The organism is Maribacter sp. C-4077 (assembly GCF_055378385.1).
The window spans coordinates 2,554,257-2,580,054 of sequence record NZ_AP038807.1 but is presented as its reverse complement, the minus strand read 5'-3'; the positions used below and the strand labels follow the sequence as shown (position 1 = coordinate 2,580,054).

Annotated in this window: 26 protein-coding genes; 13 read left to right on the top strand and 13 right to left on the bottom strand. The window is 41.7% G+C overall.

The window, feature by feature from the left end; translation table 11 throughout:
• The first annotated feature begins 5 nt into the window (after positions 1–5).
• Positions 6–1,010 (top strand): hypothetical protein, encoded by a 1,005-nt coding sequence (locus ACZ41C_RS11015; RefSeq protein ID WP_464561405.1) that lies wholly within the window; start codon positions 6–8, stop codon positions 1,008–1,010.
• A 74-nt stretch (positions 1,011–1,084) separates the two neighbouring features.
• Here the strand turns inward: ACZ41C_RS11015 and ACZ41C_RS11010 are convergent, their stop codons facing one another.
• On the bottom strand, positions 1,085–1,453 hold the full coding sequence (locus ACZ41C_RS11010) for a rhodanese-like domain-containing protein (RefSeq protein WP_154917053.1): 369 nt from the start codon (positions 1,451–1,453) through the stop codon (positions 1,085–1,087).
• Between the two features lie 157 nt (positions 1,454–1,610).
• Between ACZ41C_RS11010 and ACZ41C_RS11005 the strand changes: the two genes are divergently transcribed.
• On the top strand, positions 1,611–2,171 hold the full coding sequence (locus tag ACZ41C_RS11005) for a sigma-70 family RNA polymerase sigma factor (protein WP_464561403.1): 561 nt from the start codon (positions 1,611–1,613) through the stop codon (positions 2,169–2,171).
• Complete coding sequence (locus ACZ41C_RS11000; RefSeq protein ID WP_154917055.1) at positions 2,168–2,395, top strand: hypothetical protein; 228 nt, start codon at positions 2,168–2,170, stop codon at positions 2,393–2,395. The genes ACZ41C_RS11005 and ACZ41C_RS11000 overlap by 4 nt, the downstream gene beginning before the upstream one ends.
• On the opposite strand, the gene ACZ41C_RS10995 is transcribed toward ACZ41C_RS11000, so the two are convergent.
• Positions 2,392–3,216: a UbiA prenyltransferase family protein gene (locus tag ACZ41C_RS10995; RefSeq protein ID WP_464561401.1), complete on the bottom strand. Its 825-nt coding sequence runs from the start codon at positions 3,214–3,216 to the stop codon at positions 2,392–2,394. The two genes, ACZ41C_RS11000 and ACZ41C_RS10995, sit on opposite strands and share 4 nt — an antisense overlap.
• A 126-nt stretch (positions 3,217–3,342) precedes the next feature.
• Here ACZ41C_RS10995 and gcvP point away from each other — a divergent pair, with 126 nt between their 5' ends.
• The 4 genes from gcvP to ACZ41C_RS10975 all read left to right on the top strand — a co-directional run bounded on the left by gcvP (position 3,343) and on the right by ACZ41C_RS10975 (position 8,813).
• Positions 3,343–6,192 (top strand): aminomethyl-transferring glycine dehydrogenase, encoded by a 2,850-nt coding sequence (gcvP, locus tag ACZ41C_RS10990; protein WP_464561399.1) that lies wholly within the window; start codon positions 3,343–3,345, stop codon positions 6,190–6,192.
• A gap of 169 nt (positions 6,193–6,361) precedes the next feature.
• Entirely contained in the window at positions 6,362–7,417 is a 1,056-nt protein-coding gene (locus tag ACZ41C_RS10985; protein ID WP_464561397.1) for a 3-oxoacyl-ACP synthase III family protein, read from the top strand.
• Position 7,418: 1 nt separating this feature from the next.
• The gene (locus tag ACZ41C_RS10980) at positions 7,419–7,949 is read left to right on the top strand and encodes a methyltransferase (protein ID WP_464561395.1); all 531 of its coding nucleotides are present in this window, start codon (positions 7,419–7,421) and stop codon (positions 7,947–7,949) included.
• Positions 7,950–7,958: 9 nt separating this feature from the next.
• Positions 7,959–8,813: a glycosyltransferase family 2 protein gene (locus ACZ41C_RS10975; protein ID WP_464561393.1), complete on the top strand. Its 855-nt coding sequence runs from the start codon at positions 7,959–7,961 to the stop codon at positions 8,811–8,813.
• A gap of 48 nt (positions 8,814–8,861) precedes the next feature.
• Here the strand turns inward: ACZ41C_RS10975 and ACZ41C_RS10970 are convergent, their stop codons facing one another.
• From ACZ41C_RS10970 to ACZ41C_RS10940, 7 genes are all read right to left on the bottom strand, one after another.
• A complete protein-coding gene (locus ACZ41C_RS10970) occupies positions 8,862–9,371 on the bottom strand; it encodes an OmpH/Skp family outer membrane protein (protein ID WP_125221169.1) in 510 nt (169 codons plus the stop codon).
• A gap of 138 nt (positions 9,372–9,509) precedes the next feature.
• A complete protein-coding gene (locus ACZ41C_RS10965) occupies positions 9,510–10,352 on the bottom strand; it encodes an OmpH/Skp family outer membrane protein (protein ID WP_138259070.1) in 843 nt (280 codons plus the stop codon).
• Positions 10,353–10,456: 104 nt separating this feature from the next.
• A complete protein-coding gene (gene bamA, locus ACZ41C_RS10960) occupies positions 10,457–13,075 on the bottom strand; it encodes an outer membrane protein assembly factor BamA (protein ID WP_464561391.1) in 2,619 nt (872 codons plus the stop codon).
• Positions 13,076–13,079: 4 nt separating this feature from the next.
• Entirely contained in the window at positions 13,080–13,823 is a 744-nt protein-coding gene (locus ACZ41C_RS10955; RefSeq protein WP_464561389.1) for an isoprenyl transferase, read from the bottom strand.
• A 6-nt stretch (positions 13,824–13,829) separates the two neighbouring features.
• Positions 13,830–14,519 (bottom strand): type IX secretion system protein PorG, encoded by a 690-nt coding sequence (gene porG, locus ACZ41C_RS10950; protein ID WP_464561387.1) that lies wholly within the window; start codon positions 14,517–14,519, stop codon positions 13,830–13,832.
• A 110-nt stretch (positions 14,520–14,629) separates the two neighbouring features.
• Positions 14,630–15,514, bottom strand: a complete 885-nt coding sequence (locus ACZ41C_RS10945; RefSeq protein ID WP_464561385.1) for an NAD kinase — start codon at positions 15,512–15,514, stop codon at positions 14,630–14,632.
• Position 15,515: 1 nt separating this feature from the next.
• The gene (locus tag ACZ41C_RS10940) at positions 15,516–16,172 is read right to left on the bottom strand and encodes a CBS domain-containing protein (RefSeq protein WP_464561383.1); all 657 of its coding nucleotides are present in this window, start codon (positions 16,170–16,172) and stop codon (positions 15,516–15,518) included.
• 92 nt (positions 16,173–16,264) lie between these two features.
• Between ACZ41C_RS10940 and ACZ41C_RS10935 the strand changes: the two genes are divergently transcribed.
• The 6 genes from ACZ41C_RS10935 to clpX all read left to right on the top strand — a co-directional run bounded on the left by ACZ41C_RS10935 (position 16,265) and on the right by clpX (position 21,688).
• Positions 16,265–16,978, top strand: coding sequence for a pyridoxine 5'-phosphate synthase (locus ACZ41C_RS10935; RefSeq protein WP_154917067.1), 714 nt, complete (start codon positions 16,265–16,267; stop codon positions 16,976–16,978).
• Positions 16,975–17,745, top strand: a complete 771-nt coding sequence (locus ACZ41C_RS10930) for an alpha/beta fold hydrolase (RefSeq protein ID WP_464561381.1) — start codon at positions 16,975–16,977, stop codon at positions 17,743–17,745. Before ACZ41C_RS10935 ends, ACZ41C_RS10930 begins: the two co-directional genes overlap by 4 nt.
• 80 nt (positions 17,746–17,825) lie before the next feature.
• Entirely contained in the window at positions 17,826–18,173 is a 348-nt protein-coding gene (locus ACZ41C_RS10925) for a phage holin family protein (RefSeq protein ID WP_138259062.1), read from the top strand.
• 101 nt (positions 18,174–18,274) lie between these two features.
• Positions 18,275–19,597, top strand: a complete 1,323-nt coding sequence (gene tig / locus ACZ41C_RS10920; protein WP_464561379.1) for a trigger factor — start codon at positions 18,275–18,277, stop codon at positions 19,595–19,597.
• 88 nt (positions 19,598–19,685) lie between these two features.
• A complete protein-coding gene (clpP, locus tag ACZ41C_RS10915; protein ID WP_138259060.1) occupies positions 19,686–20,366 on the top strand; it encodes an ATP-dependent Clp endopeptidase proteolytic subunit ClpP in 681 nt (226 codons plus the stop codon).
• Between the two features lie 86 nt (positions 20,367–20,452).
• On the top strand, positions 20,453–21,688 hold the full coding sequence (clpX, locus tag ACZ41C_RS10910) for an ATP-dependent Clp protease ATP-binding subunit ClpX (RefSeq protein WP_138259059.1): 1,236 nt from the start codon (positions 20,453–20,455) through the stop codon (positions 21,686–21,688).
• Here clpX and ACZ41C_RS10905 read toward each other — a convergent pair.
• The 4 genes from ACZ41C_RS10905 to ACZ41C_RS10890 form a co-directional block, all read right to left on the bottom strand.
• The gene (locus ACZ41C_RS10905) at positions 21,685–22,254 is read right to left on the bottom strand and encodes a hypothetical protein (RefSeq protein WP_464561377.1); all 570 of its coding nucleotides are present in this window, start codon (positions 22,252–22,254) and stop codon (positions 21,685–21,687) included. The genes clpX and ACZ41C_RS10905 overlap by 4 nt on opposite strands.
• Positions 22,255–22,504: 250 nt before the next feature.
• Positions 22,505–23,029 carry a hypothetical protein gene (locus ACZ41C_RS10900; protein ID WP_464561375.1) on the bottom strand — a complete coding sequence of 175 codons (525 nt, stop codon included), beginning with the start codon at positions 23,027–23,029 and terminating at the stop codon, positions 22,505–22,507.
• A gap of 90 nt (positions 23,030–23,119) precedes the next feature.
• Positions 23,120–23,881, bottom strand: coding sequence for a helix-turn-helix domain-containing protein (locus ACZ41C_RS10895; protein WP_464561373.1), 762 nt, complete (start codon positions 23,879–23,881; stop codon positions 23,120–23,122).
• Between the two features lie 373 nt (positions 23,882–24,254).
• Positions 24,255–25,772 (bottom strand): GH3 auxin-responsive promoter family protein, encoded by a 1,518-nt coding sequence (locus tag ACZ41C_RS10890; protein ID WP_138259055.1) that lies wholly within the window; start codon positions 25,770–25,772, stop codon positions 24,255–24,257.
• Between the last annotated feature and the right edge of the window lie 26 nt (positions 25,773–25,798).

The following is a 25,798-nucleotide window of genomic DNA, read 5'->3' as shown; positions in this document are numbered from 1 at the left end:
CACAGATGAAAAAGCTTAGTTTTTTTATTTCTTTATTTTTATTGGCTTCCTGTAGCAAGGATTCTTCCGGAAATACAGAAGAAAACGGAAACAGTTCGCCTACCATTACATTAAAATCCTACAGAATAGACGAACATGCCCCTGCCGGGACTTCCATTGGGACCGTATCTGCTTCGGACGCGGATGGGGATACACTAACTTTCACCATGGAATCCCAAAATGGCCTAGAAATCAACGAAACTACGGGCGAGATAACACTATCAAATGGAACGGTGTTGGATTTTGAAGAATTTCAGAGTCTTCCATTTACGATATCCGTCTTTGATGGAAATTCCATCGTGGAGCAGTCCTTTGATCTCACCATAAACAATATTGACGAATATGCATTATTGACCACGGAGGAACAGGAATTTATCACTTATTTTCAGTACCTCACCCTATGGAAAGCCCCAACCCACGGTGCTCCTCTGGAAGTATCGAGCCGATGGAACGAACCCATCAATCTGTATCTTGACGGAACACTGAGCAATGAATTCCGGAACAATGTGGATGCCGCATTGGCAGAATACAATGAAATCTTTGAGAATAGTGACTTTAGCGTTTCCTTGGTAGATACCATGGACGAGTCCAATGCTCACCTTTTTTTTGGACAAACCTCCGAAGTGGAAGCCCTTTGGCCGGATATGTTCGCCATCATTGATGGAGGCACCTATTCAGGGTATGCAATGACCTCCAACAATGTTGGGGTTTTGAGCAATGCCAGGTTGTGGATCTCCAACCCCGCAGGAGTCCTTTTCAAACATGAATTGGGCCATGTGCTAGGATTTGGACATTCCGATAAATGTGATACGGAAAAAAGTTTCCTTTGCTCCAGTATCGCCTTGGAAAACGACTTTCTGGAAGATGAAAAGTCAATTATTCAATTTGCCTACGATAAAGATTTTCCAGCTGGAATGGCAGAGGATGAGATACAAAATTATTTGGCAAATTTGATATATTTATCAAAATAATTTGATGAATTATCGGTTTCCAAGTAACTATAAATTGATGGAAACAAATTGGGCGGGAAGTATAAAATCCAATCCTATCTGGGGTGTTTAAAGGACCAAGCATCATAGCCACCCTCAAGATTCACTACATTTTTGTATCCCAAGGATTTTAATTTCTCTTGTGCCTTGGCACTCCTACCCCCCACTTTACAATACACATAAATGGTCTCGTCCTTGTCGATTCCTTCCACTTGCTGGGCAAAATCGGCATCGAACCAGTTTATGTTTAAGGAGTTGTCAAGATGGCCCTGGGCATACTCCTCGGGAGTGCGTACATCCAACAGGACCACGTTTTTCATTTCATCCGCAGTTATACTGTTAATAGGTTTTGAGGAAGGCGTCTGTGTTTGGGCACAGGATAGGTTTAGAAGAAAGGAAAGCAACAGAATTACTGGATACTTCATGACGGTATTTTTATATTTTTTCAACTGGTAACACACCTTAATTTATGTACTTCGAAAATACATTAAATTCCATTTTAAATGAAAATATTGAATAGGACATACCTAAAATGTGAAACCAAAAAGGAAAATTCCTTTATTTTTACGACAAGAATCAACGATGGCAGAGAACCAACTAAATCCGAATTCCTGGGTAGACCAGTATGCCGATTACCTATTCAACTATGCCATTGGTAAAGTGAGCGATGTAGAAGTCGCCAAGGATTTGGTCTCCGAAACTTTTTTGGCCGGATTGAAATCGGCAAAAAACTACAAGGGCGATGCCGCCGAAAGAACATGGTTAATAGCCATCCTAAAACGGAAGGTCATAGACTACTACCGCAAATCCAATTCCAAAAAGGGTAAGGCCGAAGTGCGCATGAGTTTGGGTTACCCTGATGAGACCGAAGGGGATTGGCTGGAAGAAAAAGTAGCGGACCCAAACGGTAACTTGGGAAGCGACTCCATTGAAAACGAGGAACTGGGCCTTGCTCTTCAGCTTTGTATAGACAGGTTGCCACATAAACAATTACAGGTATTTACGATGAAGACTATCCAAGGAATTTCTACGGAAGAAATCTGTAATGAATTGGGAATAAACCCGTCTAACCTGTGGGTAATGATTCATAGAGCCAGAACGGCCTTAATGCAATGTTTAAATCAAAAATGGTTCAACGCATGATTTCGTGTGAAAAAGCGGCGGATATTTGTACAAAGGCTCAATACAATGAGGCTACCTTTTTGGAAAGGCTTAAATTAAAATTCCATCTTATCTATTGCAAGGTCTGTGCCGCTTACGCAAAGCAGAACACCAAACTGACTTCCCTTTGCAGCAAGGCAAATCTTCGTTCCCTTTCCGAGACTGAAAAGGAAAAAATGAAGGAAACTATCAGAAGACAGGGCTAGCACCAACAAAGGCAAAGCACCCAAAGAAAGTACCACGCTATAGGGATTGCCTCTACCCAAAAAGAAGCAAAATACCTACCCTGATTTTTACCGAACGAAAACATCAAGACAATAAGACCAAAGAAAAGTAAGGTCTTGACGATGATTTCCACCTCCAACACATCGTCCTTGAAAAAGGTAAACACGTAGAACAACAACACAAAAAGCACCCCGATCATTTTTGTCCGCCAAACACCAAACCGCTGCGGAAGTGTCCTTAGTGCTGGATCATCATACCTAAGATCCCTGATTTCAAAGGGAATTAACAAGGCCAAAACGAAAAAAAACCGCTGGGCAGTTTCCACCCAAATATCCCAAGTAACAGTGTGCAACGAACCTAAGGTTGGAAGGACAACGGTTGCCCCGGCCCAGACCAAGGCTACCAAAAATAATTTTAGACCCCCTAAATTTCGGAGGTTTCTTGCATTTGGCAATACGGGGATGGCATAAAGTCCGGTTAATAGCACCAGAACAAGTATGCCCAACCAAATATCCCTCTTTAGAAAATAGGCGTGGTAACTCCCAATTAGTGCGGCCAAAAAACTTACGATCTGAATGTTTTTTTGATAGGGATTTGCCACTATGATATATTTTTTGGCCTCAACCCCGTATTTTATAAAGTTGTAACACACGATGGTGCCAAAAAATAGAAACCAGGCCAAATGATCGTCCCCTATAAAACCGAAAGTTTTTATTGTAACATGGGTCAATGCAAACACCCCAAAAGCTACATGGATACTTGCATTTATATAGAAATTGAACAGGCGCTTAAACATCCCCATGAAACAAATGTACCCAAACTGTTTATAACCCTGGTTTATGGTTAAAAACTTTCCCCAAGAAGCTATTCTACGGGTATTTTTTGACGTAATTAATGCCTAATTTTGCACGACTAATTTATTCAAATCATGAAGACTGACGTGTTTGCATCCCGCCATATTGGAATACGAGAGGAAGACTTGGACCATATGCTTAAAACGATCGCTGTTGAGAGTATAGATCAGCTGATATATGAAACTATACCCGATGATATCAGACTAAAAAATCCATTGGATCTTGCAGCCCCAATGAGCGAACATAAATTCTTGGCCCATTTGGAGGAACTTTCCAAAAAGAACAAGGTATTTCGCTCCTACATTGGTTTGGGATACCACGAGAGCTTGACTCCGTCAGTAATCAAACGAAATATTTTGGAAAATCCGGGTTGGTATACGGCCTATACGCCCTACCAAGCGGAAATTGCCCAAGGCCGGTTGGAAGCCCTTTTGAATTTTCAAACGGTTATTTCCGATCTCACCGGAATGGAACTGGCAAATGCCTCCCTTCTGGATGAAAGTACCGCTGCCGCGGAGGCCATGACCATGCTTTTTGAGGTCAGGACCAGGGAACAGAAAAAGAACGAGGTTGTAAAATTCTTTGTTTCGGAGGAAGTATTGCCCCAGACAATGGCTTTATTGGAAACCAGGGCCAATCCACTGGGCATAGAATTGGTCTTTGGTAATCATGAGGAATTTGGGTTTGAGGATTCCTTCTACGGTGCTTTGCTACAGTATCCTGGGAAATATGGTCAGGTACATGATTATAAGGCATTCGTTTTAAAAGCCAAGGAAAAGGATATCAAAATAGCGGTTGCCGCGGACATCCTTAGTTTGGTCCTTCTGACCCCTCCCGGTGAATTTGGGGTGGACGTGATTGTAGGTACCTCCCAAAGATTCGGGATTCCTCTGGGTTATGGTGGTCCGCATGCCGCCTTTTTTGCGACCAAGGAGGAATATAAAAGAAACATTCCCGGAAGGATCATTGGTGTGACCAAAGACAGGGACGATAGGCCCGCCTTGAGAATGGCCTTACAGACCAGGGAACAGCATATTAAAAGGGACAAGGCAACGTCAAACATCTGTACCGCCCAAGTGCTTTTGGCGGTAATGGCGGGCATGTATGCCGTTTATCACGGTCCAAAAGGCTTGAAATACATCGCTCAAAAAGTACACACCACGGCGGTTACGTTAACGGATGCCTTGGAAAAACTTGGGTATTATCAAAGTAACAGTGCCTATTTTGACACCATCCAATTAAAGGCGAATGCAAACGAAATACGTGGCATCGCGGAGCGGGAAGAGGTAAACTTTTTATATCCGAATGCCGATACGGTGGTAATCGCCGTAAACGAGGCCACCTCCATCAATGACCTGAACCAAATCATTGGTATCTTCTCCGAAGCCATAGAAAAAGAAACTAAGGAAGTTTCGCAGCTACTGGAAAAATCGGCCATTCACCAAAATATTCAAAGGACTACATCCTTTCTTGAGAATAAGGTGTTCAACAGTTACCATTCGGAAACGGAACTCATGCGCTATATCAAAAAGTTGGAACGTAAGGACCTTTCCTTGAACCACAGTATGATTTCCTTGGGCAGCTGCACCATGAAGTTGAACGCCGCTTCTGAAATGTTGCCATTGAGCAATGCCAATTGGGCAAATATCCATCCTTTTGCGCCTGTGGAGCAAGCTGAAGGATATCAAATCGTATTGAAGGAATTGGCAAAAGATTTAACAACTATTACCGGTTTTGCCGGTACTTCTCTACAACCGAATTCAGGTGCGCAAGGTGAATATGCAGGTTTAATGGTCATTAGGGCCTATCACGAGGCCAATGGTGAAGGACATCGAAATATTTGCCTGATTCCTGCTTCGGCCCATGGCACCAATCCCGCTTCGGCCGTTATGGCGGGAATGAAGGTGGTAGTGACCAAAACGGACGATAAAGGGAATATCGACGTAGCCGATTTAGAAGAAAAGGTAAAAATGCATGCTGATCATCTTTCGGCCTTAATGGTTACCTATCCTTCCACGCATGGGGTGTTCGAATCCTCCATACGAAAAATTACGAAACTGATCCACGACCACGGTGGCCAGGTATACATGGACGGTGCCAATATGAACGCACAGGTGGGATTGACAAATCCCGCTACCATAGGTGCGGATGTTTGCCATCTCAATTTGCACAAAACTTTCGCCATACCCCACGGGGGCGGTGGTCCGGGAGTAGGCCCCATCTGTGTCGCCCCACAATTGGTTCCTTTTCTGCCGGGTAACCCTGTGATAAAAACTGGCGGTGAAAAAGCGATTTCGGCAATATCCGCAGCGCCATGGGGAAGTTCTCTCGTATGCCTTATTTCCTACGGATATATCAAAATGTTGGGACAGGAAGGACTTACGAATTCCACCAAAATCGCCATTCTCAATGCCAACTATATCAAGCATCGGTTGAGCGGTAAATATGAGGTCCTTTATACCGGCGAAAAAGGTAGGGCGGCCCATGAGATGATTATCGATTGTAGGCCTTTTAAACAGCATGGCATTGAGGTGACGGATATTGCGAAAAGACTCATGGACTATGGTTTCCACGCTCCTACTGTTTCGTTTCCGGTGGCCGGCACCCTGATGATAGAACCCACGGAAAGTGAGAGTTTGGAGGAATTGGACCGTTTTTGTGATGCTATGATTTCCATACGCACCGAAATCGATGCAGCCCAAGCGGACAATCCGAACAATGTTTTGAAAAACGCCCCACATACCCTGCAAATGGTGACGAGCGATACTTGGGCCTTCCCGTACACACGACAACAAGCGGCATTTCCTTTGCCCTATGTGGGCGACAATAAGTTCTGGCCATCGGTGCGGAGGGTGGACGATGCCTATGGAGATCGTAATTTAATATGTACCTGTGCCCCTATAGAGGCATATGCGGAAGCCTAATAGCACCCCTTAATACCAGTAAATATTGAACTATTTTAGGGTATAAGGAAACTATTGTCCCTCTGGATGTAGCGATTATTATACTCTGAACATCGTAAAGCTTATTATGCATGCATAATAAGCTTTACGCTTTAAAGTACCTTTTGTAAAAATTAATTCAACAAGGTGTATGGGCGTTAGTATTATCGGTACAGGGAGTTATATACCTGAAATCCAAATAAAAAATGAATCATTCTCACAGCAAGAATTTTTTAACAGTGACGGAAGTCCTTTCCAAGCAACTAATGATGTCATTATTGAAAAATTTAGGGACATCACGGGAATAAATGAAAGAAGGTATGTTACTAATGGTTTGAACACCTCAGACATTGGCCATTTCGCTGCAGAAAATGCATTATTGGATGCAAACGTAAATCGAGAGGAGCTAGATTACATCATTTTTGCCCATAATTTTGGCGATGTTGCTTATGGAACCTCTCAAGGGGATACATTGCCCAGCCTGGCATCGCGCGTAAAACATCTATTACAGATAAAGAACCCTAAATGTGTGGCCTATGATATGCTCTTTGGTTGTCCTGGATGGTTAGAGGGTGTTATTCAGGGACACGCATTTATAAAAAGTGGAATCGCAAAAAGGTGCTTGGTCATAGGGGCGGAAACCCTTTCCAGAATAGTTGATCCGTATGACAGGGATTCCATGATCTATGCCGATGGTGCCGGAGCCGCTATAATTGAGGCCACAAATGAAGATAATGGCATCCTATCACATAATAGTGCATCGTATACCAATAAGGAAGCCTATTACCTGTTTTATGGAAAAAGCTACCGTACGACGGAACAAGAAACGAGGTACATTAAAATGTTGGGGAGGAAGATTTACGAATTTGCCGTAACTCATGTTCCCAAAGCAATGGCAGACTGTTTGGAGAAAAGTGGAATAGACATCAAGGGAGTAAAAAAAATCCTAATTCACCAAGCCAACGAAAAGATGGACGAGGCGATAATTTCAAGGTTTTATGCGCTATATAGCATGGAGGTTCCCAAAAACTGTATGCCCATGACAATTGCAAAATTGGGAAACAGTTCCGTGGCAACCATTCCAACGCTGTTAGATCTTCTCTTAAAAGGAAAAATTTCAAATCATAACTTGACAAAAGGCGATGTTGTTATCTTTGCAAGCGTGGGTGCCGGAATGAACATAAACGCCTTGGTATATAAAATTTAATATGTACGAAAACACCTTTCCGAATAAAAGGTTTCAATACACCTTGGAGTTTCTGAAAAAGCACATTGATCCCAATGAGGCCATTTTGGACCTAGGCGTGGAAAATCCTTTTTCGGAAATAATGCAACGGGAAGGATATACCGTGGAAAACACGAAAGGTGAAGATCTCGATCTGGATTTTTCGTCGATAATCAATTCCGATGCATCGGTAGTGACGGCTTTTGAAATTTTTGAACACCTTTTGGCCCCTTTGAACGCGCTTTCAAAAATAAAGGCCGATACATTGGTGGCAAGTATTCCACTCCGACTCTGGTTCTCACCGGCCTATCGAAGTAAAACCGACCCATGGGACCGGCATTATCACGAATTTGAGGATTGGCAGTTCGATTGGCTTTTGGAGAAAGCGGGCTGGGAAATCCAGGATTCCAAAAAATGGACCCATCCCGTTAAAAAACTAGGTGTAAGACCTATTTTACGAATGTTTACACCGCGTTACTATATTGTTTACGCCACTAGGAAAAAAAGCCGTTAAAACCTTTACTTGGAGTATTACATAATCATACCGGCCCACAATGAGGAAGCATGTATTTCCTTGACCTTGGAATCCGTGATATTACAGACCCTTCCTCCTAAAAAAGTTGTGGTCGTCAACGACCATTCCAACGATAGTACCCCGGAAATTGTGGAGGCCTTCGCGCAAAGTGTACCTTATATCGAATTGCTGAATACCACATCGGACAAAAGCCATATGCCAGGCAGCAAGGTTATCAATGCCTTCAACAAAGGAATGGAAGTGTTGGATGCTAATTTTGATTTTATTGTAAAACTTGATGCCGATATCGTTCTTCCGAAGCACTATTTCCAAACTATTTCCAAGATATTCACCGAATTCCCAAAAGCAGGTATTGCCGGCGGTTTCGCCTACGAACAGGACCGTCAAGGAAATTGGCATTTGAACCACCCGATGGACAAAAATCATGTTAGAGGTGCATTCAAGTCCTACTCCAAAAACTGTTTTGAGGCCATTGGCGGCCTAAAAAATGCTATGGGCTGGGACACGGTGGACGAATTATTGGCGCAATATCACGGATTCCAAGTAATTACGGATGAGAGCCTTCAGGTAAAACACCTCAGGCCCACCGGAACATCCTATAACAGAAAAGCTAGGTTGTTACAAGGACAGGCAATGTATATCATGCGTTACGGGCTCTTGATTACACTCATCGCCTCCCTTAAAATGGCAGTCAAATCAAAAAGACCAAAAGTCCTTTTTGACAATTTACAAGGATATTTTCGGGCAAGCAGTCGGGGCGAAACATTTTTGGTTAGTCCGGAAGAAGGAGAATTCATTCGCCGTTTGCGGTGGAAGAATATAAAATCCAAGCTGACCAACTAAAAAAGCCATTCTGTAAAGAATGGCTTTTTAAATTATTATGGGGTGGTCTTAAATCCCCAATTCCTTTTTCACGTCTGCCAATAGGTCTTTACCACTAGCTACGATCAATCCACCACCTGGCTGTGCATCGATAACATAATCAATACCCTGGGCCGCGGCAACCCTTTCTATGGCTGCTTTAGCCTTTTCAGAGATAGGGGCGAACAATTCGGCCTGTTTCTTTTGGATTTCCTGTTGTGCATTTTGTTGGAACTCACCTACCGTTTTTTCCATGCCTTGAAGCTCCACTGCCCTCTTTTCATTTTCCTCTTTTGATTTGGAAGCTGCTTCGTTCTGATATTGGGTGTACTTATTTCGTAATTCGGTCATAGAGGCCTGGATATCCGCACCATAGGTTTCCTGCAACTTCTTTAGTTCCGCCTCGGCAGCTTTCATCTCCGGCATGGCAGAAAGCAACTGGGTAACATCTATATGAGCTACTTTACTCTGCGCATTTACAAAACTGGTCGCCGCCACGAACAACATTAAGGCAACCGCAATTTTCTTTACTTGTTTCATCTGTTTGTTTTTATTGTGTTTCATAAGTTAGATGTAATTCGCCAATAACCATCTCGGTACGTATCAAGACTTGTTATGGCTCATTTCATGAGTTAAAATTTAATTCTTATTTGAGTATTAATTAATGGTTTCTGATTTCTAGTTATTATTGGGATCGTTTCCCGAGTTATCGTTATTTCTTTCCGCTTCTTTTTCCTTTTTCTTGGCCTCTCTTTCCTCTAACAATTTTTTTCGTCGTTCCTCATAGGCCTTCTTTCGTTCCTCGCGCAATTTAAGCTGCTCCTCACGTTTTTCAGCAGCGGTTTTCTCCCGGGCTGCCTGAGCCTCTGCAGCTCTGTCTATTCGTTCCTGTAAAGCTTCCGAAACCACCTCTTCCGCCTCTATTTCATCCTCTCCTTCAAAAGCCTCCAACCTACTCCTACTGTCCGTACCTTCCTTCGGCTTGCTTATCTTTCTGGTCCTTGCAATACCCCTGAGAACCAAATCGCTAATATCGTGCCTTTTTTCGGAGTACAACATTACAACATCCGCAGATTTATCAAAAATAAAATCATATTTTTTATTGGCACCCAATTTTTGAACCTCATTAAAGACCTGATCTTGGATTGGCTGTATCAACCGGCGTTTTTGGAGCACCAAGTCCCCTTGCGGACCAAAGCGGTCCTGTTGGTATTCGATCATCTCTTTCTCCAAGATCTGGATTTCTTCCTCGCGTTCCTCAATGAGTTCAGGAGTCAGCAATACCTTTTCGGCCATTAAATCCTTCTTCATTTGTTCCACCACACTTTGCTTTTGCTCGATTTCCACTTTCCATTTTTGGACTTTGGTATCCAACTGGGCACTGGCATCACGGTATTCCTCCACATTTTCAAGTATGTATTCCATGTCCACATAGGCGATTCGAACACCTCTTTGGGCCATGGAAACCAAACCCATAAGAACGGTCACAAGAAATAAAAGAACTTTTGTTTTTGACTTCATTATTGATATCGTTTAATCTAATAGAAAATATCGTGCCAAAATTACTAAAACTTTTAAAATGAAAGGATTAGCATAAAGACCGATTCTATAATTCCAATTTAAATCTAGAACTGCTGACCAATTATGAAGTGCGTTTGCCATCCGCTTGGACCATTGCCTATGGATTGCGGCCTTAAGTCCTCATCGAACCCATAGCCAAAATCAATCCCCAATAAACCAAACGCTGGCATAAAGATGCGAAGCCCCACACCGGCCGATCGTTTTAATTGAAACGGATTAAACTGCTGAAAATTGTTGAAGGAATTACCTGCTTCCAAAAAGGTAAGTCCGTAAATGGATGCCGAAGGTTTTAAGGTAAGCGGATATCGTAACTCCATGGAGAACTTATTATAGATCAATCCACCCTCCTGTTGCCTTGTGACAGGATCAATCGGAGTCAAGGATTGATTTTCGTACCCCCTAAGCTGAACAATGTCCCGTCCATCCAATGTGAAGTTGTTGAGACCGTCACCACCAACGAAAAAACGTTCAAAAGGAACATCTCCCGTATCGCTGTTGTAATTTCCCAAAAACCCGAATTCCGCATTGGTACGCAACACCAAGGATTTGTCCGCACTACCCAACAGGGTAGTATACCAATCTCCTTTGAATTTGATTTTATAATACTCCAATAACCTGAAACGCTCTTGATCTATTTCTTCCAATTCTGTTGCCTCAGCAGCAGTAAGTCCTTCTTGGGTCGTAAATCGTTTCTCAGTAAGTTCTGTGCTCCGTTGTTTCAAAGCTCCAAAATCCTTGTTACTAAAAAGAGAATAGGGTGGTGTGAATTTCGCTGTAATCTCAAAATTGGACCCCCCTCTTGGAAATATACGGCCACCTTCCATAGCGTTTCGATTGATTCCTATGGTATAGGCAATGGAATTGGCTTTCCCGTTCCCAAAATTGAATAGACCAATATTGTAGTTTCTAAAGTCGTACAACTGGTATCCCAAGGAATGTGAAATGGTAAAGAAATCATCTGGCCATTGCACCCTTTTGGCCAAACCAAGACTTACACCTGTAATCGAGAATTGCTGATCTTTGTTTACATCGATTCCCCTATTTGTAAAAGAGGCGGCAAACTGTTGTGTTCTTGAAACGTTCAAATTAAATCGAACCGGCTTCTTTCCTCCCATCCAAGGTTCTGCGAAGTTCAAGCTATACACCCTAAAGGTCCGGCTGGCCTGTAATCGCAGGGCAAACGTTTGCCCGTCGCCCATGGGAACAGGCTTATACGCCTCTCCTTTGAACAAGTTCTGAATCGAAAAATTATTGAAAGACAATCCCAAGGTTCCTATAAAACCTCCTCCACCATAGCCTCCTTGCAATTCAATTTGACTGGAACCGGACTCCACCAAGCTCCACGCCAAATCTACGGTACCTTCATTTGGGTTAGCATTCAGGACATCGGGTTTGATCTGTTCCGCATCAAAAAAGCCCAGTTGGCCCAATTCACGGATACTTCTAATGATGTCCGACTTATTATATTTTTGTCCTGGGCGTGTACGTAATTCCCTGTAGATTACATGATCATTCGTCTTATCGTTTCCTGATACGGTCACATGGTCCAGAAAGGTCTCCTTTCCTTCAATAATCCTAATTTCAAAATTGATAGTGTCGTTCGCTGCCGAAACCTCTACCGGATTTATCGTGGAAAACAAGTATCCATTATTTTGGTACAAACTAGTTACATCGTACGGTTCCGGTTTACTATTGTCCGCAATACGTTCCCGTAACAACACTCCATTGTAGGTTGCGCCTTTCTTGATTCCCAACACCTGATGTAATTGACGATCGGTGTATACGGTATTGCCTACGAAGTCGATATCCCCAAAATAATACTTGTTTCCTTCCTCTACCTTGATTTTTAAAAGAATGTTGTTCTCATCTACTTTTTCAAGCGTATCGGAAATTACCCTGGCATCACGGAATCCATTTTCGGCATATTTATCCACCAACAAATCCAAATCTTCCTCATAATCATCTTTGATATACTTCGATTTTTTCCAAAACCTCCCAAATCGCTTACGTTTTGTGCTTTTTAAGGCCTTTCTCAATTTTTTATCGGAGAGCTCCTCGTTGCCTTCAAAAACAATTTCCTTAATTTTTACCTTATCGCCCTTGTTGACATTCACCACCATTTTTCGGGCATTCGTTTCGGACGTATCTACGGCGGTAATGATGTTGACCCTGGTATTAAGATAACCCTGCTTTTTATATTTATTGGTGAGATAGTTTTTTGTGTTGGAAATCAAACTCTCTGTAATCTTTTTCCCTTTTTTTAGGTCCGTATCGTTTCTGAGTTCGTCAACTTTACGAGGTTTGACGCCATTAAAGGTCACATCCGTCAAAGTGGGACGCTCGATAATCTGAAGTTCAAGGAAGATATTGTTGTCCTCAATATTGGTTATGAAAAAATCTATGGATGTAAAAAGCTCCAATCCCCAGAGTTTATTGATAACTTCACTGATTTGCTCCCCTGGAACCGTAATTGGCTGACCCACCCGAAGCCCCGTGTAGGTCTTTACGGTCTGTTCGTTGTAACTTTCTAATCCGGTCACCTCCAAACCGCCTAAAATATATGTTTGCCCATTTTCATAGGAGAGGTCCTGTGAGAAGACGTTTGTTAAGATAAAAAGGAGTAGGGTGGTCAGTAAGTGGTTCACGGATATGAACCTGGTCATATCTCTAAATGAGTTGTTCGCTAGTTTTTCCAAATCTTCGTTCTCTGTTCTGGTAATTTTTTATGGCCTCTACCAAATGATGCTCATTAAAATCGGGCCAAAATACATCAATAAAATATAATTCGGCGTATGCGATCTGCCATAATAAAAAATTGCTGATCCGATGTTCTCCACTCGTTCGGATTAGCAAGTCTACGTCTGGCAAATTTTGCGTGTAAAGATGGTCATTAATAATGGTTTCGTCAATATTTTCGGGTGAAATTATATTATTTTTAACTTTGGATGCTATCGATTTTATGGCGGATTGTAGCTCTTCCCTGGAACCATAACTCAGTGCCAATGTCAGCGTCATACCAGTGTGGTGCTCGGTCTTTTTAATGACCTCCAAAAGTTCCAAACGGGCCTTATCGGGCAAGGCCGAAATATTCCCGATGGTATTCAAACGAATATTGTTTTCCGAAAAAGTTGTCAACTCCTTACGCAAGGAAGAAACTAATAGGCGCATTAACGTATCCACTTCAATTTTGGGCCTGTTCCAATTTTCAGTTGAAAACGTATACAAAGTAAGAAACTCTATCCCAAGCTTTACGCAATTTTCTACCGTAGACCGAACGGTCTTTACCCCGTTTTCATGACCAAAAACTCTTAATTTTCCCCGCTCTTTGGCCCATCTACCATTACCATCCATGATGATGGCCATGTGACGTGGTAAATTATGTGAATCAATATCGTCTATTTTACTTTCCATTGTCATTTATTGAAAGCAATCCTGGCAGGGTTTTCTTCCAAAGGTGTAGGTCAAGGTCACCCCAGAGAAAACGTACCAATCATCGCTGAAAATATTTCCAAAAGCGAACTCCTCAAAATTGGAACCTTCTGGATTACTGGCGTCCAGATTATCGGTAAAAGTATATCTGGCACCAATTTCCGCACCAAAAATAAGAAACTGGTTGATACGATACTTAAAACCTACGGTCATTGGTATTGCAAAAGAGCCATCGGACTGTGATAAATCCTGTAAAACCCCACCGTTGAAATAGCTGTAATCGTACCTAAAATAGGTCACTCCCGTATATAGGTAAGGGGTAAAAGCCGGCCCCAACTTGTGCAAATTATAATCCACAAAATTAAATTCCAGCCCCGCGGAACCTTCTAAAATGGCATTATCTACCACATAGCCCCTCTGTTGCCTTGAAGTATCGCTGGACTTTGTATCGTCCGCAGTGAATTTCCCATAAGTAAGACTGCCTCTCCAGGCATATCTTTTGCTAATATTCCATTTAAACACGCCCCCAAATGCCAAATCTGACGGAAGAATATAATTGGTCCTTCCAACATCCCCGATCATATTGGCCCCTCCGGCAAAAACACCCACTTCGTACATCTGGGCATTAAGACCCATTGATGCCATTAAAAAAGTAAACAGTACCATGCTACGTATCATATAAAGAATCGTTTACAGGGGTATTTAGTTAACATAATCGAAGTTTTGGCCCAAAGGGCGTTCTCACAAGGTAAACAGATTTTAACGGTAAATATTGTTCAAGGGAAAGTTCAATTTCTCCGGTCCTCGCCCCATAATAATTTGTTCCGAAGGGTCTTCAGGAAGCTTTCAGAATTGTATTCTATCATTCGGATTGTAAAAGGGGCCTTGGTGATTGTAATTTCGTTGCCATTTTCAAGGGAGGCTATACGGGAATCCAAGGAAACCAAGTGGTTTTCCTCACGACCTGAAACCCGCAACCTAATTTCCGTATCATCCGAAATCACCAAAGGCCTTGCATTGAGGTTATGGGGAGCAATGGGCGTTAAGACCAAGGATTTGGCGGTTGGCACCATGACAGGACCTCCACAGCTCAGCGAGTAACCCGTAGAACCCGTGGGGGTGGAAATAATGAGTCCGTCCGCCCAATAGGAGGTTAAATATTCATTGTTCAGAAAGGTCTCCACGGTAATCATGGAGGTGGTATCCTTTCTGCTTACCGTTATTTCGTTCAATGCAAAATTCAATTCCCCAAACTCAACATCCAAAGCATCGGCATGTATCTGAACCAGGCTTCTTTCCACGATCGTGTAGTCGCCCTTTAAAAATTCCCGAACCACTTTTCGTACATCTTCCTTCTTAAAGGTGGACAAAAACCCTAACCGACCCGTATTGACACCAACAATGGGAATTCCAAGATCCTTGACAAAGGTCGTGGCGCGAAGGATGGTACCATCGCCGCCAAAACTTACGAACATATCAAATGAAGTGTCCAGACCTTTTAAGGCCGTGAAGGTGGAAAAGGATGCTTCCGCATTTTTCGATTTGTATAAATGGTAGAATTCTTCTTCTATGTAGACCTCTGAAGAAGCGTCCTTTGCAATTTCGTCCAAAAGCTCCTCCAAATATTCAATGGCATTGTCCTGGTATATTTGACCATAAACCGCAACCTTCATACTAGACGTTTAGGTACTTGTCCAAATAGTCCGACCTGTTTTTCAAATCTTCCAAAAATTGATCGTCGCTATTGCCAAAGATTATTTGGTAGTTATAGCGTCTAAACGTTTGTAGGACCTTGTCAAAGTTGGCAGTGCTTATTTTGATGGTTACCTGTACCACGTCATTTTGCATATCCGTAATAAAACCGCCAATGAGTCGGGCATTGTTACTCTCAACTATCTGGGAAATCTCACTGAAGGAGTAGTCCTTGATGCCGGTGGCGACCACCAATATATTACCCGGATCCGTAAAGAAGGGCGTGTCTATAAATTCAGTGACGATATCGGTAAGGTCATAATAGCCCACCACTTTTTCCACCTCGTCCAAAATAGGGACCAGATTCGCCTCGTTTCGGGCAAATACTTCCAGCACATCCAACCAGCTCGTTTCGTTCCTTACAAAAAACGTTTCCAGATCATAGCGGTATTCATCAATCTTGGAATCGTCCGAAACAACATCCATGTCATTTTCGGAAAACACACCTAAAAATCGGTCCTCTTCCATGACCGCTATATGGGAAAACGTGTTTTGCTTAAAGAACTCCATAAGTTCACCACACGTAGTCTGGACATCGAAAACCGGTAAGTTGGAAATTATATGTTGTTGAATATGCATAGCCGAAATTATAACGCAAAATAACAATTAATAATATCAAAAGGCGTGCCTTATTCGTATTTTTGGGCTCCTTATAGTATATTATCGACAATATGACGAAACTAAGTGTCAATGTGAACAAAATTGCCACCTTGCGAAACGCCCGCGGTGGAAATGTGCCCAATTTGCTGAAAGTTGCTGCGGATATTGAACGATTCGGCGCCCATGGAATCACCATCCATCCCAGACCGGACGAGCGCCATATTCGTTACCAGGATGCAAGGGACTTGAAGGATATCGTTACTACCGAGTTTAACATAGAAGGAAACCCGAACCCGAAATTCATAGATCTTGTGCTAGCGATAAAACCGGATCAGGTAACCTTAGTACCCGATGCGGAGGATGCCATAACTTCCAATGCCGGTTGGGACACTCTAAAACATAGGTCCTTTTTGAAAGAAGTGATTGCGGAGTTCAAAAATGCGGGTATACGAACCTCCATCTTTGTGGACCCGGACCCAAACCTGGTGGCAGGCGCGAAGGAAACTGGCACGGATCGAATAGAACTTTATACGGAAAGCTATGCAACGGGCTATGCAACGGATAGGGAGCGAGCCATCTTACCGTTTGTGGAAGCCGCAAAAAAGGCCAACGAACTGGAACTTGGCATCAATGCGGGCCATGACCTCAGCTTGGACAACATTCAATATTTTGGACAGAACATTCCCAGTTTGTTGGAAGTTTCCATTGGCCATGCCTTGATCTGCGAATCCATTTACCTGGGATTGGAAAACGTGGTGAACATGTACATAAACAAATTGAAATGAATCCAATTTTACATTCCAACATCCTAGGTTCCGGCAAACCACTTTGTATCCTGCACGGGTTTTTGGGCATGTCCGATAATTGGAAGACCCTTGGGAATCTCTATGCCGAAAATGGTTTTGAGGTCCACTTGATAGACCAGAGAAACCATGGTAGAAGTTTTTGGTCGCAAGAGTTCAACTATGACCTCTTGGCCGAGGACCTATTGCACTACCTAGACGATAAAAACATTGAAAAGTCCGCCCTGATAGGACATTCCATGGGTGGTAAAACGGTGATGCAATTCGCTTGTACCTATCCGAAGAAAACGGAAAAATTATTGGTTGCGGATATTGCGCCCAGGTTTTACCCGCCCCATCATCAGGATATTATCAATGCATTGAACCATTTGGATTTAAAAAACATAACTACAAGAAGCGATGCGGACGACCAACTTAAAAAATACCTGAAGAGTTTTAGTGTGCGGCAGTTTTTGCTGAAAAACCTATACAGAACGGCGGACAATACCTTTGGGTTTAGAATGAACCTGGCCGTACTTAGCGAGCGGATGGAAGAGATCGGGGAGAACATTTCCAGTTCTGAAAGTTATAACGGACCTGCACTTTTCCTAAAAGGAAGCAAATCTGAATACGTCTCCAATGCCGATACAGAACAAATCAAAAGGCATTTTCCCAAAGCGCAAATTGCGGTAATCGACAATGCGGGACATTGGCTACATGCAGAAAACCCGGATCAATTCTTTGAAAAATCATATAACTTTCTAAAATAAGGGCAATCCAACCGTCGCTTGGATATCTGATCCTATCGCATTATTTTTTTATCTTTAATAACAACCTAAACCCGATTGATATGAAACTTGTATTGCGTATTTTGTTAAGTGCCTTGGCGGTAATCCTATTGGCCAATTTCCTGCCCCATGTATCGGTAGATTCGTATGGTACTGCCATAATCGTTGCCATAGTTCTGAGCCTTTTGAACTTTTTGGTCAAACCCATTTTGGTCATCCTTACCCTACCCGTTACCATAGTTACTTTCGGGTTGTTCCTACTTATTATAAACGCCCTGATAATTCTTTTGGCCGATAATTTAATAGCAGGATTCAATGTGGACGGTATCTGGTGGGCCCTTTTGTTCAGTCTCCTGCTTTCTTTTTTACAATCCATTTTGTTTTCCCTGTTAAAAGAAGACAAAGAGTAGTTATTATTTGAGATTCAAGACTTTAAAAACTTGGTCAACAGAAGAAAATAGCCTAATTTTGCCTCCCGTTTTATTTAAGTAATTAAGAAGATACTGAAGGAATGAACATTACAAAAGAACAGATAGACGACCTGAACGCCGTAGTTAAAGTCGCTATCACCAAGGAGGACTATCAAGACAAGGTGGACACTATCCTAAAAAATTATAAAAAACAGGCCAATATTCCGGGTTTTAGAAAGGGCCAGGTACCTATGGGCCTTATCAAGAAGCAATATGGAAAAGCCGTATTGGTAGACGAGGTGAACAAATTGCTTCAAGACAATTTGAACAAATACCTTACGGAGGAAAAATTGGATGTTCTTGGAAATCCTTTACCAAAACAAAAAGACGATTTTGATTGGGACCAGGAAGAATTGGATTTTGAGTTTGAATTGGGTTTGGCCCCGGATTTTGAAGTTCCTTTAAAAACGAAAAAGGCCATAACCCATTATAAAATCGTGGCCGATAAGAAAATGATTTCCGAACAGGTGGAGCGTATCCAGAAACAGTACGGAAAACTTGTGAGCAAAGAGGAAGTTGGTAAAAATGACGAGGTTTCAGGAAAGTTCGAAAACGAGGCCGAGGGCATAGACAACCAGTCACTTCTGGAAATGGACAAGCTCAAAAGCAAAAAAGCCATCGAAAGCTTGGTTGGGAAGAAAGTTGGTGATACCGTTTCCTTGAAGACCAAGGGACTCTTTAAAGAGGATTATTTTCTATCCAGTGCTTTGGGCATCGGTAGGGATAAGGCCGATAATTTTGACACAGAGGTTTCCTTCACCATTACAGAAATAAACGAACGGCAGCCCGCGGAATTAAACCAAGAGCTTTTTGATAAACTTTTCGGAAAAGACAACGTGAAGTCCGAAAAGGAACTAAGAGAGCGTATCGCCGAGGATTCCGAAAAGCAATTTGAACAGCAAGCGGATCAAAAGTTACTCAACGACGTAACTGAGTACTTTATAGAAAATACCAAGTTTGAGCTTCCTACAGGGTTTTTGACGAAATGGATACAAATGACGGGGGATAAGGAATTGACCCCTGAGGAGGCCAGCGAGGAATATGAGAAATCCGAAAAGGGATTACGTTACCAATTGATCGAGGGTAAAATAATCAAGGACAACAACCTTCAGGTCCAATTTGATGAATTGAAGGAGTTTGCGAAGGGATTCATCAAATCTCAAATGGCGCAATTTGGACAAATGAACCCAAAGGAGGAAGAATTGGATGCCATTGCAGTAAGGGTTTTGGGCAATCAGGATGAAGTAAAGCGTTTGTCAGAACAGCTTATGAGCCAAAAATTATTGAACTTGTACAAGGAGAAAGGAAACCTAAAGACAAAAGAAGTTACCTATGAAAACTTTGTGAAAGAGGTTTACGGGTAATATCCGAACAATAAATTGAGTATCTTTACGGTGCCGGAAAATTATTTTTCGGCACCTTTTTTTACTACTAATAATCGATTAAGAGTTTATGGATTACGGAAAAGAGTTCAAGAATTACGCCATAAAGGATCAGGGTATCAGCAGTATGTATTATGACAAGATAATGAGCAGCATGTACCCTGTAAACATGACCCCCAACATAATCGAGGAAAGACAGCTCAATGCCATTGCCATGGATGTTTTCTCCCGTTTGATGATGGATAGAATCATCTTTTTGGGAACAGGTATCAATGACCAAGTGGCCAACATAGTTCAAGCACAACTATTGTTTTTGGAAAGTGCGGACGCCTCCAAGGACATACAGATATATATCAATTCGCCCGGCGGCAGTGTCTATGCCGGTCTTGGCATCTATGACACCATGCAATTCATAAAGCCGGACGTAGCCACCATTTGTACAGGGATGGCGGCCTCCATGGGAGCCGTATTATTGTGTGCGGGCCAAAAGGGAAAACGCAGTGGTTTGTCCCATTCAAGGGTTATGATCCACCAACCCATGGGTGGCGCACAAGGGCAGGCAAGCGACATTGAAATTACCGCTCGTGAAATCCTTAAATTGAAGGAGGAACTCTACCAAATAATTTCCAAACACTCAGGTCAGCCCATAGAAAAAATCCATGAGGACAGTGATCGGGATTATTGGATGAAAGCCGATGTTGCCCTTGAATATGGTATGATTGACGAGATTTTAGTAAGGGACAAAGAATAATTTCGTCCAACAAGCTAGAATTTTATTTTTTTAGTGAACCAAAAACCAATAATATTCGTTAAGTTTTTGGTCAGATTATCTTTTATATGGCAAAGGAAAACTTAGAATGCTCGTTTTGTGGAAGGAAAAAGCCGGAAACCAATTTATTGATAGCCGGCCTGGATGCCCATATTTGTGATAGATGTATCGAGCAGGCCCATGGAATCGTTGCAGAGGAAACAAGACAAACCAAAACCAACGACCTATCATCTGAACTTACGCTCAAAAAGCCTCAGGAAATAAAGGACTTTTTGGACACCTTCATTATCGGTCAGGAACGCACAAAAAAGGTCATGTCGGTCGCTGTTTACAATCACTACAAAAGACTATTGCAACCAGCTTCCAAGGAGGACGATGTAGAGATACAGAAAAGTAATATTATCATGGTAGGCCAAACGGGAACCGGAAAAACCCTTATGGCAAAAACCATTGCAAAAATGCTCAATGTTCCCCTGGCCATTGTGGATGCTACGGTATTGACCGAAGCAGGGTATGTTGGGGAAGATGTAGAAAGTATCCTGACCCGCTTGTTACAGGCCGCGGACTACAATCTGGAAAAGGCAGAACGTGGCATCGTTTTTATCGATGAAATTGACAAAATTGCCCGTAAAAGCGACAACCCTTCCATTACGAGGGACGTATCTGGAGAGGGTGTTCAACAAGGACTGCTGAAATTGTTGGAAGGTACTACCGTAAACGTTCCACCCAAAGGTGGAAGGAAACATCCGGACCAAAAATTTATCGAGGTAAATACGGAAAATATCTTGTTCGTCGCCGGAGGTGCTTTTGATGGCATTGAAAGGGCCATCACAAAACGCTTGAACCTACAAGCGGTTGGTTACAGTGCTTCCAAGGCAGAGGAGAATCTGGACGAATCCAATATCCTCCAATATATCATCCCAAAGGATCTTAAGGAATTTGGATTGATTCCGGAAATCATTGGTAGGCTTCCCGTGCTTACGCATATGAATCCGCTGGACAAAAAAACATTGAGGGCCATATTAACGGAACCCAAAAATGCCATTATAAAGCAGTATGAAAAACTGTTCGCTATGGACAACATCTCGTTTACCATAACGGAGCAGGCCCTGGATTATATAGTGGACAAAGCGATTGAATACAAACTGGGCGCTAGAGGTTTGAGATCTCTCTGCGAAGCTATCTTTACGGACGCCATGTTTGAAATGCCCAGTACGGACGAAAGGGAGTTCAAGGTTACTAAGCCTTATGCAGAACAAAAACTGTCCTACGAAACAGTTAAAAAATTAAAGGCGGTTTCTTAAACCGCCTTTTTCTTTTCAATCTTTTCCGGGATGTTTATCGAAGTGACTTCGTTCAACAAGGATAAACAGACTTTCCTAATTATTTTTTCATCGGTATAAAGTGTGTGTCCGTAATTTGGAACGATATCCATGTCCACATCTAACTTGTTGGCCCAAATATCATCGGGCCTATTGGTATCCCTTTCCCCATATATGAGATTTAGGGAAACCAAAGGCTTTTCGTCCTGTAACCTTATTCTTGTTGGGGAAATCGCATAAAGCGACTTTACCGGTAGACCTTTTTTTGCGGCATTCCAAACAATGGTACCTCCTGTGCTGAACGCTAGGTAATAGCAAGGTGAAGTTTCCTTTTTCAGAAGATGGGCTACCGCGGTATCGATACCTCCATTTACAAAAGCATCATGGATGTTCTGCTCGGTCTGTACTGGCAAATCAATATTCGCAAGTTGTTGGCTATCATAAAAAGTGATATCAAAATATTGTTGTAGATATCCTAAATATGAAGTGATCCAAAGGCCCTTTTTGGTGCCCCACATATCCGAGACAATAACTAGTTTTTCAGCCATAATAGTAGTTTTGTAAATTAATTTTGGGAACATTGACCTCAAATTGCTTAATTAACGATTGATTCTCCAATTTATTTGTTTAATGGACGAATTATTCGACATACGCATTTTCAAATCCATTCTTAACCATCAATTCTTAGTACTACCTAATAGTAACTTGAAATTGCCTTCTCAGTATCTTAATGAATTGTTATTGAAGTAATTAACATTAAGATGGTCCTAAAAATTGTTAGTTGTTTTCCTCTCAACTTTAGAATCTTTTTCCTAAAGAAGCTCCAAACCAAATGGTGGATTCGGAATCTTTATCCAAATTATTACCCACTACCCCTAGAATTGGAGTTAGTCCAACTTTCCATATCCACTTTCTATTTTCCCCAAAATGCCTTTTAAAAAACAAGGAGCCATACTGAACAAGGATGGACTTATTCGATATTTGCCCTGTACTGCCAACACCAGCTTCCAAATAATTGTTATTTCCTAAGTTGATAGGATACTGAATGGAAAAAGGAATGCTAAGAGAAGTTTTTGGCAAACCGCTGAATACACCACATCCTATACATTCGGACATAGAATTTGAACTTATCTCCTCCTCAAATTCAAAAAAAGAAATCCCCAGTCCTACCCTAATACCTAAATTATTTGCTCTTTGAAAACTACGCTCATAATTAAGGGATACCACACCTGCGTTTCCTCCCAGTTCCAAATAAACCAAATTGCTCTGCCCTAAAGCCAATGTAAAAGCAAAAACAAAAAAAATGGTGACCCAAGTTTTCATAGTTAACATTTAACGTTTCAGCAAAACTAGAAAACCTGATATTTCGGATGTCCGAAATCCCCCATTTGCGAAAAAACAGGACAAACTAATCTAGGACCCAATCTTTGACCGATATTCAGTAGGCGTCAAACCTGTGAACTTTTTAAAGGCCACATAAAAGGTTGATTTGGAATTAAACCCGCACTCCAATCCAATTGAGGCAATAGTGTAGTTGAAAAATTTGGGATTTGACAATTGTTTCTTCGCCTCTTCTACCCGATACCTATTAATATAATCTGTGAAATTACTATCCGTATACGTGTTCATTATTTTGGAAACAGTACTCACACTCTTCCCAACTTTACCAGATAGCCTTTCCAAACTTAGATAAGGATCGAGATATTCCTGTTCATTCAAAATATAATGTTCAATTTCCGCAAATGTCAATGCCCCCTTATTAGTTTCTGCAAAATCTGGACCTACGCCACTACTCTTCTTACGCACTTCTTTTCTAAGTACAATCCTGTCTTTTAGAACCATATACCTAAAAAAGGCTTGATAACCTACCCAGTAAATCAAAATTGAAGATGCCAGCCTCAAGGGATAATAACTATAGGGCTTTTGAACGAGCTCGGTAGTATTGAATAAAATAGCCAATGACCATAGTAAAAAAACACCAATTCCCAGATAAAAGAATCCTTTTAACCAATTTAGGTCATCAAAATCAATAATAGGTGAAATATCATGGTTGTTACCAAAAACAATATGAGCCGATTTAACAAATAGAAATAAAGAGTACAAAAGCGTTACGGAATCCTCCAGGTTATTATATAAAACAAGAGTAGGTATGGACCAGACAGAGTTACTTGCCATAAAAATGACCAACAATCGAACAAATAACTGTATACAAAAAAGCAATATGGATAATCTTATATAAGATTTGACCTTATCTTCAATTTTTAGGTAGTTTACCAAAAAAGCATAAAACATGGGAACGATTAAAACATACCATGGTAATGTATAATGTATCCATTCAGATTCTGAGATAAAAAAGTACTTTTCAAGAAACCATGACTGTACATTATTGAGTGATAGAAAAAGAACGAATAAGTTCAGAAACAGTACAGGTTTTTCAATTTTCCTGCGAGACATAAAAGTCACTACGTTAAATATGAATCCCTGTATGGCACCAGCAATCATTAAAAAATTAAAAATTCCGGTCATATAAGAAACTTGGATTTTTCTTCTAACTACTGCTCATTCGTAGTAACTGTTCAATATAGTCCCTCCTATTACTTAGCCTTGGAATTTTATGCTGTCCTCCCAATTTATCATTGATTTTTAACCAATCATAAAACAGGTTTTCCCGAGCCACATGGACCTTGGGTATCTCAAGGGTAATGTTGTTATAGCGCTTCGCCTCGTAATCTGAGTTCAGGGACTTTAAAGCGTTATCCAGTAATTCCGTAAAATAATTTAAATCTTCCGGTGCCTTTCTAAACTCGATTATCCATTCGTGCGATCCCTTCTTCTTTCCGTTCATGAAAATAGGTCCTGCGGTATAGTCCTTTATTTCAGTCCTGGTTTTTAGACATACCATTTTTAGGGCTTCTTCGGCATTTTCAATTATCAATTCCTCGCCAAAAACATTGATGTGATGCTTGGTCCTTCCTGTTATCCGAATCCTATAGGGGCTCTTGGATGTAAAACGGACAGTATCCCCGATCTTATAACGCCATAAACCCGAATTGGTAGTAATCACGATGGCGTAGTTCTTACCAATTTCCACTTCCCATAATGGAATGCATTCCTGCTGTTCAGTTCCATAGATATCCATAGGGATGAACTCGTAGAAAATCCCGTAATCCAACATCAACAAAAGATCTTCAGCATTATTCCGGTCCTGAATGGCAAAGAACCCTTCCGATGCATTGTATATCTCATAATACCGAAAATTCTTTCGCGGCAAGAGACTCTTATACTGTTCCCTATACGGGCTAAAACTTACACCCCCATGAAAATAGACCTCAAGGTTCTCCCAAACCTGAAATAGGTGTTCCTTGCCCGTTTCCTGTAAAACATTGTTCAACAAAACCAACATCCAGGAAGGAACGCCGGCCAAACTGGTCACATTTTCCTGAACGCTTTCCTTAATAATGGCGCCAAGCTTGGTCTCCCACTCGCTCATCAAGGAAACCTTATTGCTTGGGGTACTACTAAATTCCGCCCAAAGAGGCATATTGTCGATCAAGATGGCGGACAAATCTCCAAAAAAAGAACCATTGTCCTCATACAACTCCTTACTGCCCCCCAAACGTAGACTCTTGCCTGTAAACAATTGTGAATCCTCGTTATTGTTTAGATACAGGCATAACAAGTCCTTTCCAGATTTATAATGACAGTCCTCCAAGGCCTCTGAACTTACTGGTATAAATTTGCTTTTGGCATTGGTGGTTCCGCTGCTCTTTGCAAACAGCTTTACGGTAGTGGGCCAGAACAAGTTCTGTTCCCCTTTTCTGGTCCTCTCTATGATGGGTTCCACTTCCTCGTAGGATACCACTGGAAGTCGCTCCTTATATTTCTCATAATTGTTTATGGACCCAAAATCATAATGCCGTCCAATTTCAGTGTCCTCTGCAAATTCCAACAGGTTCAACAATACCTCTTCCTGTACCTCCTCTGGATACTTTAGGAAAAGTTCTATCTGGTGATAGCGCTTTTTAAGTAACCAAGAGGCGATGGAATTGAAAAGTGGAATGGACATTTTTGGGTATCTTTAACATCTAAAAT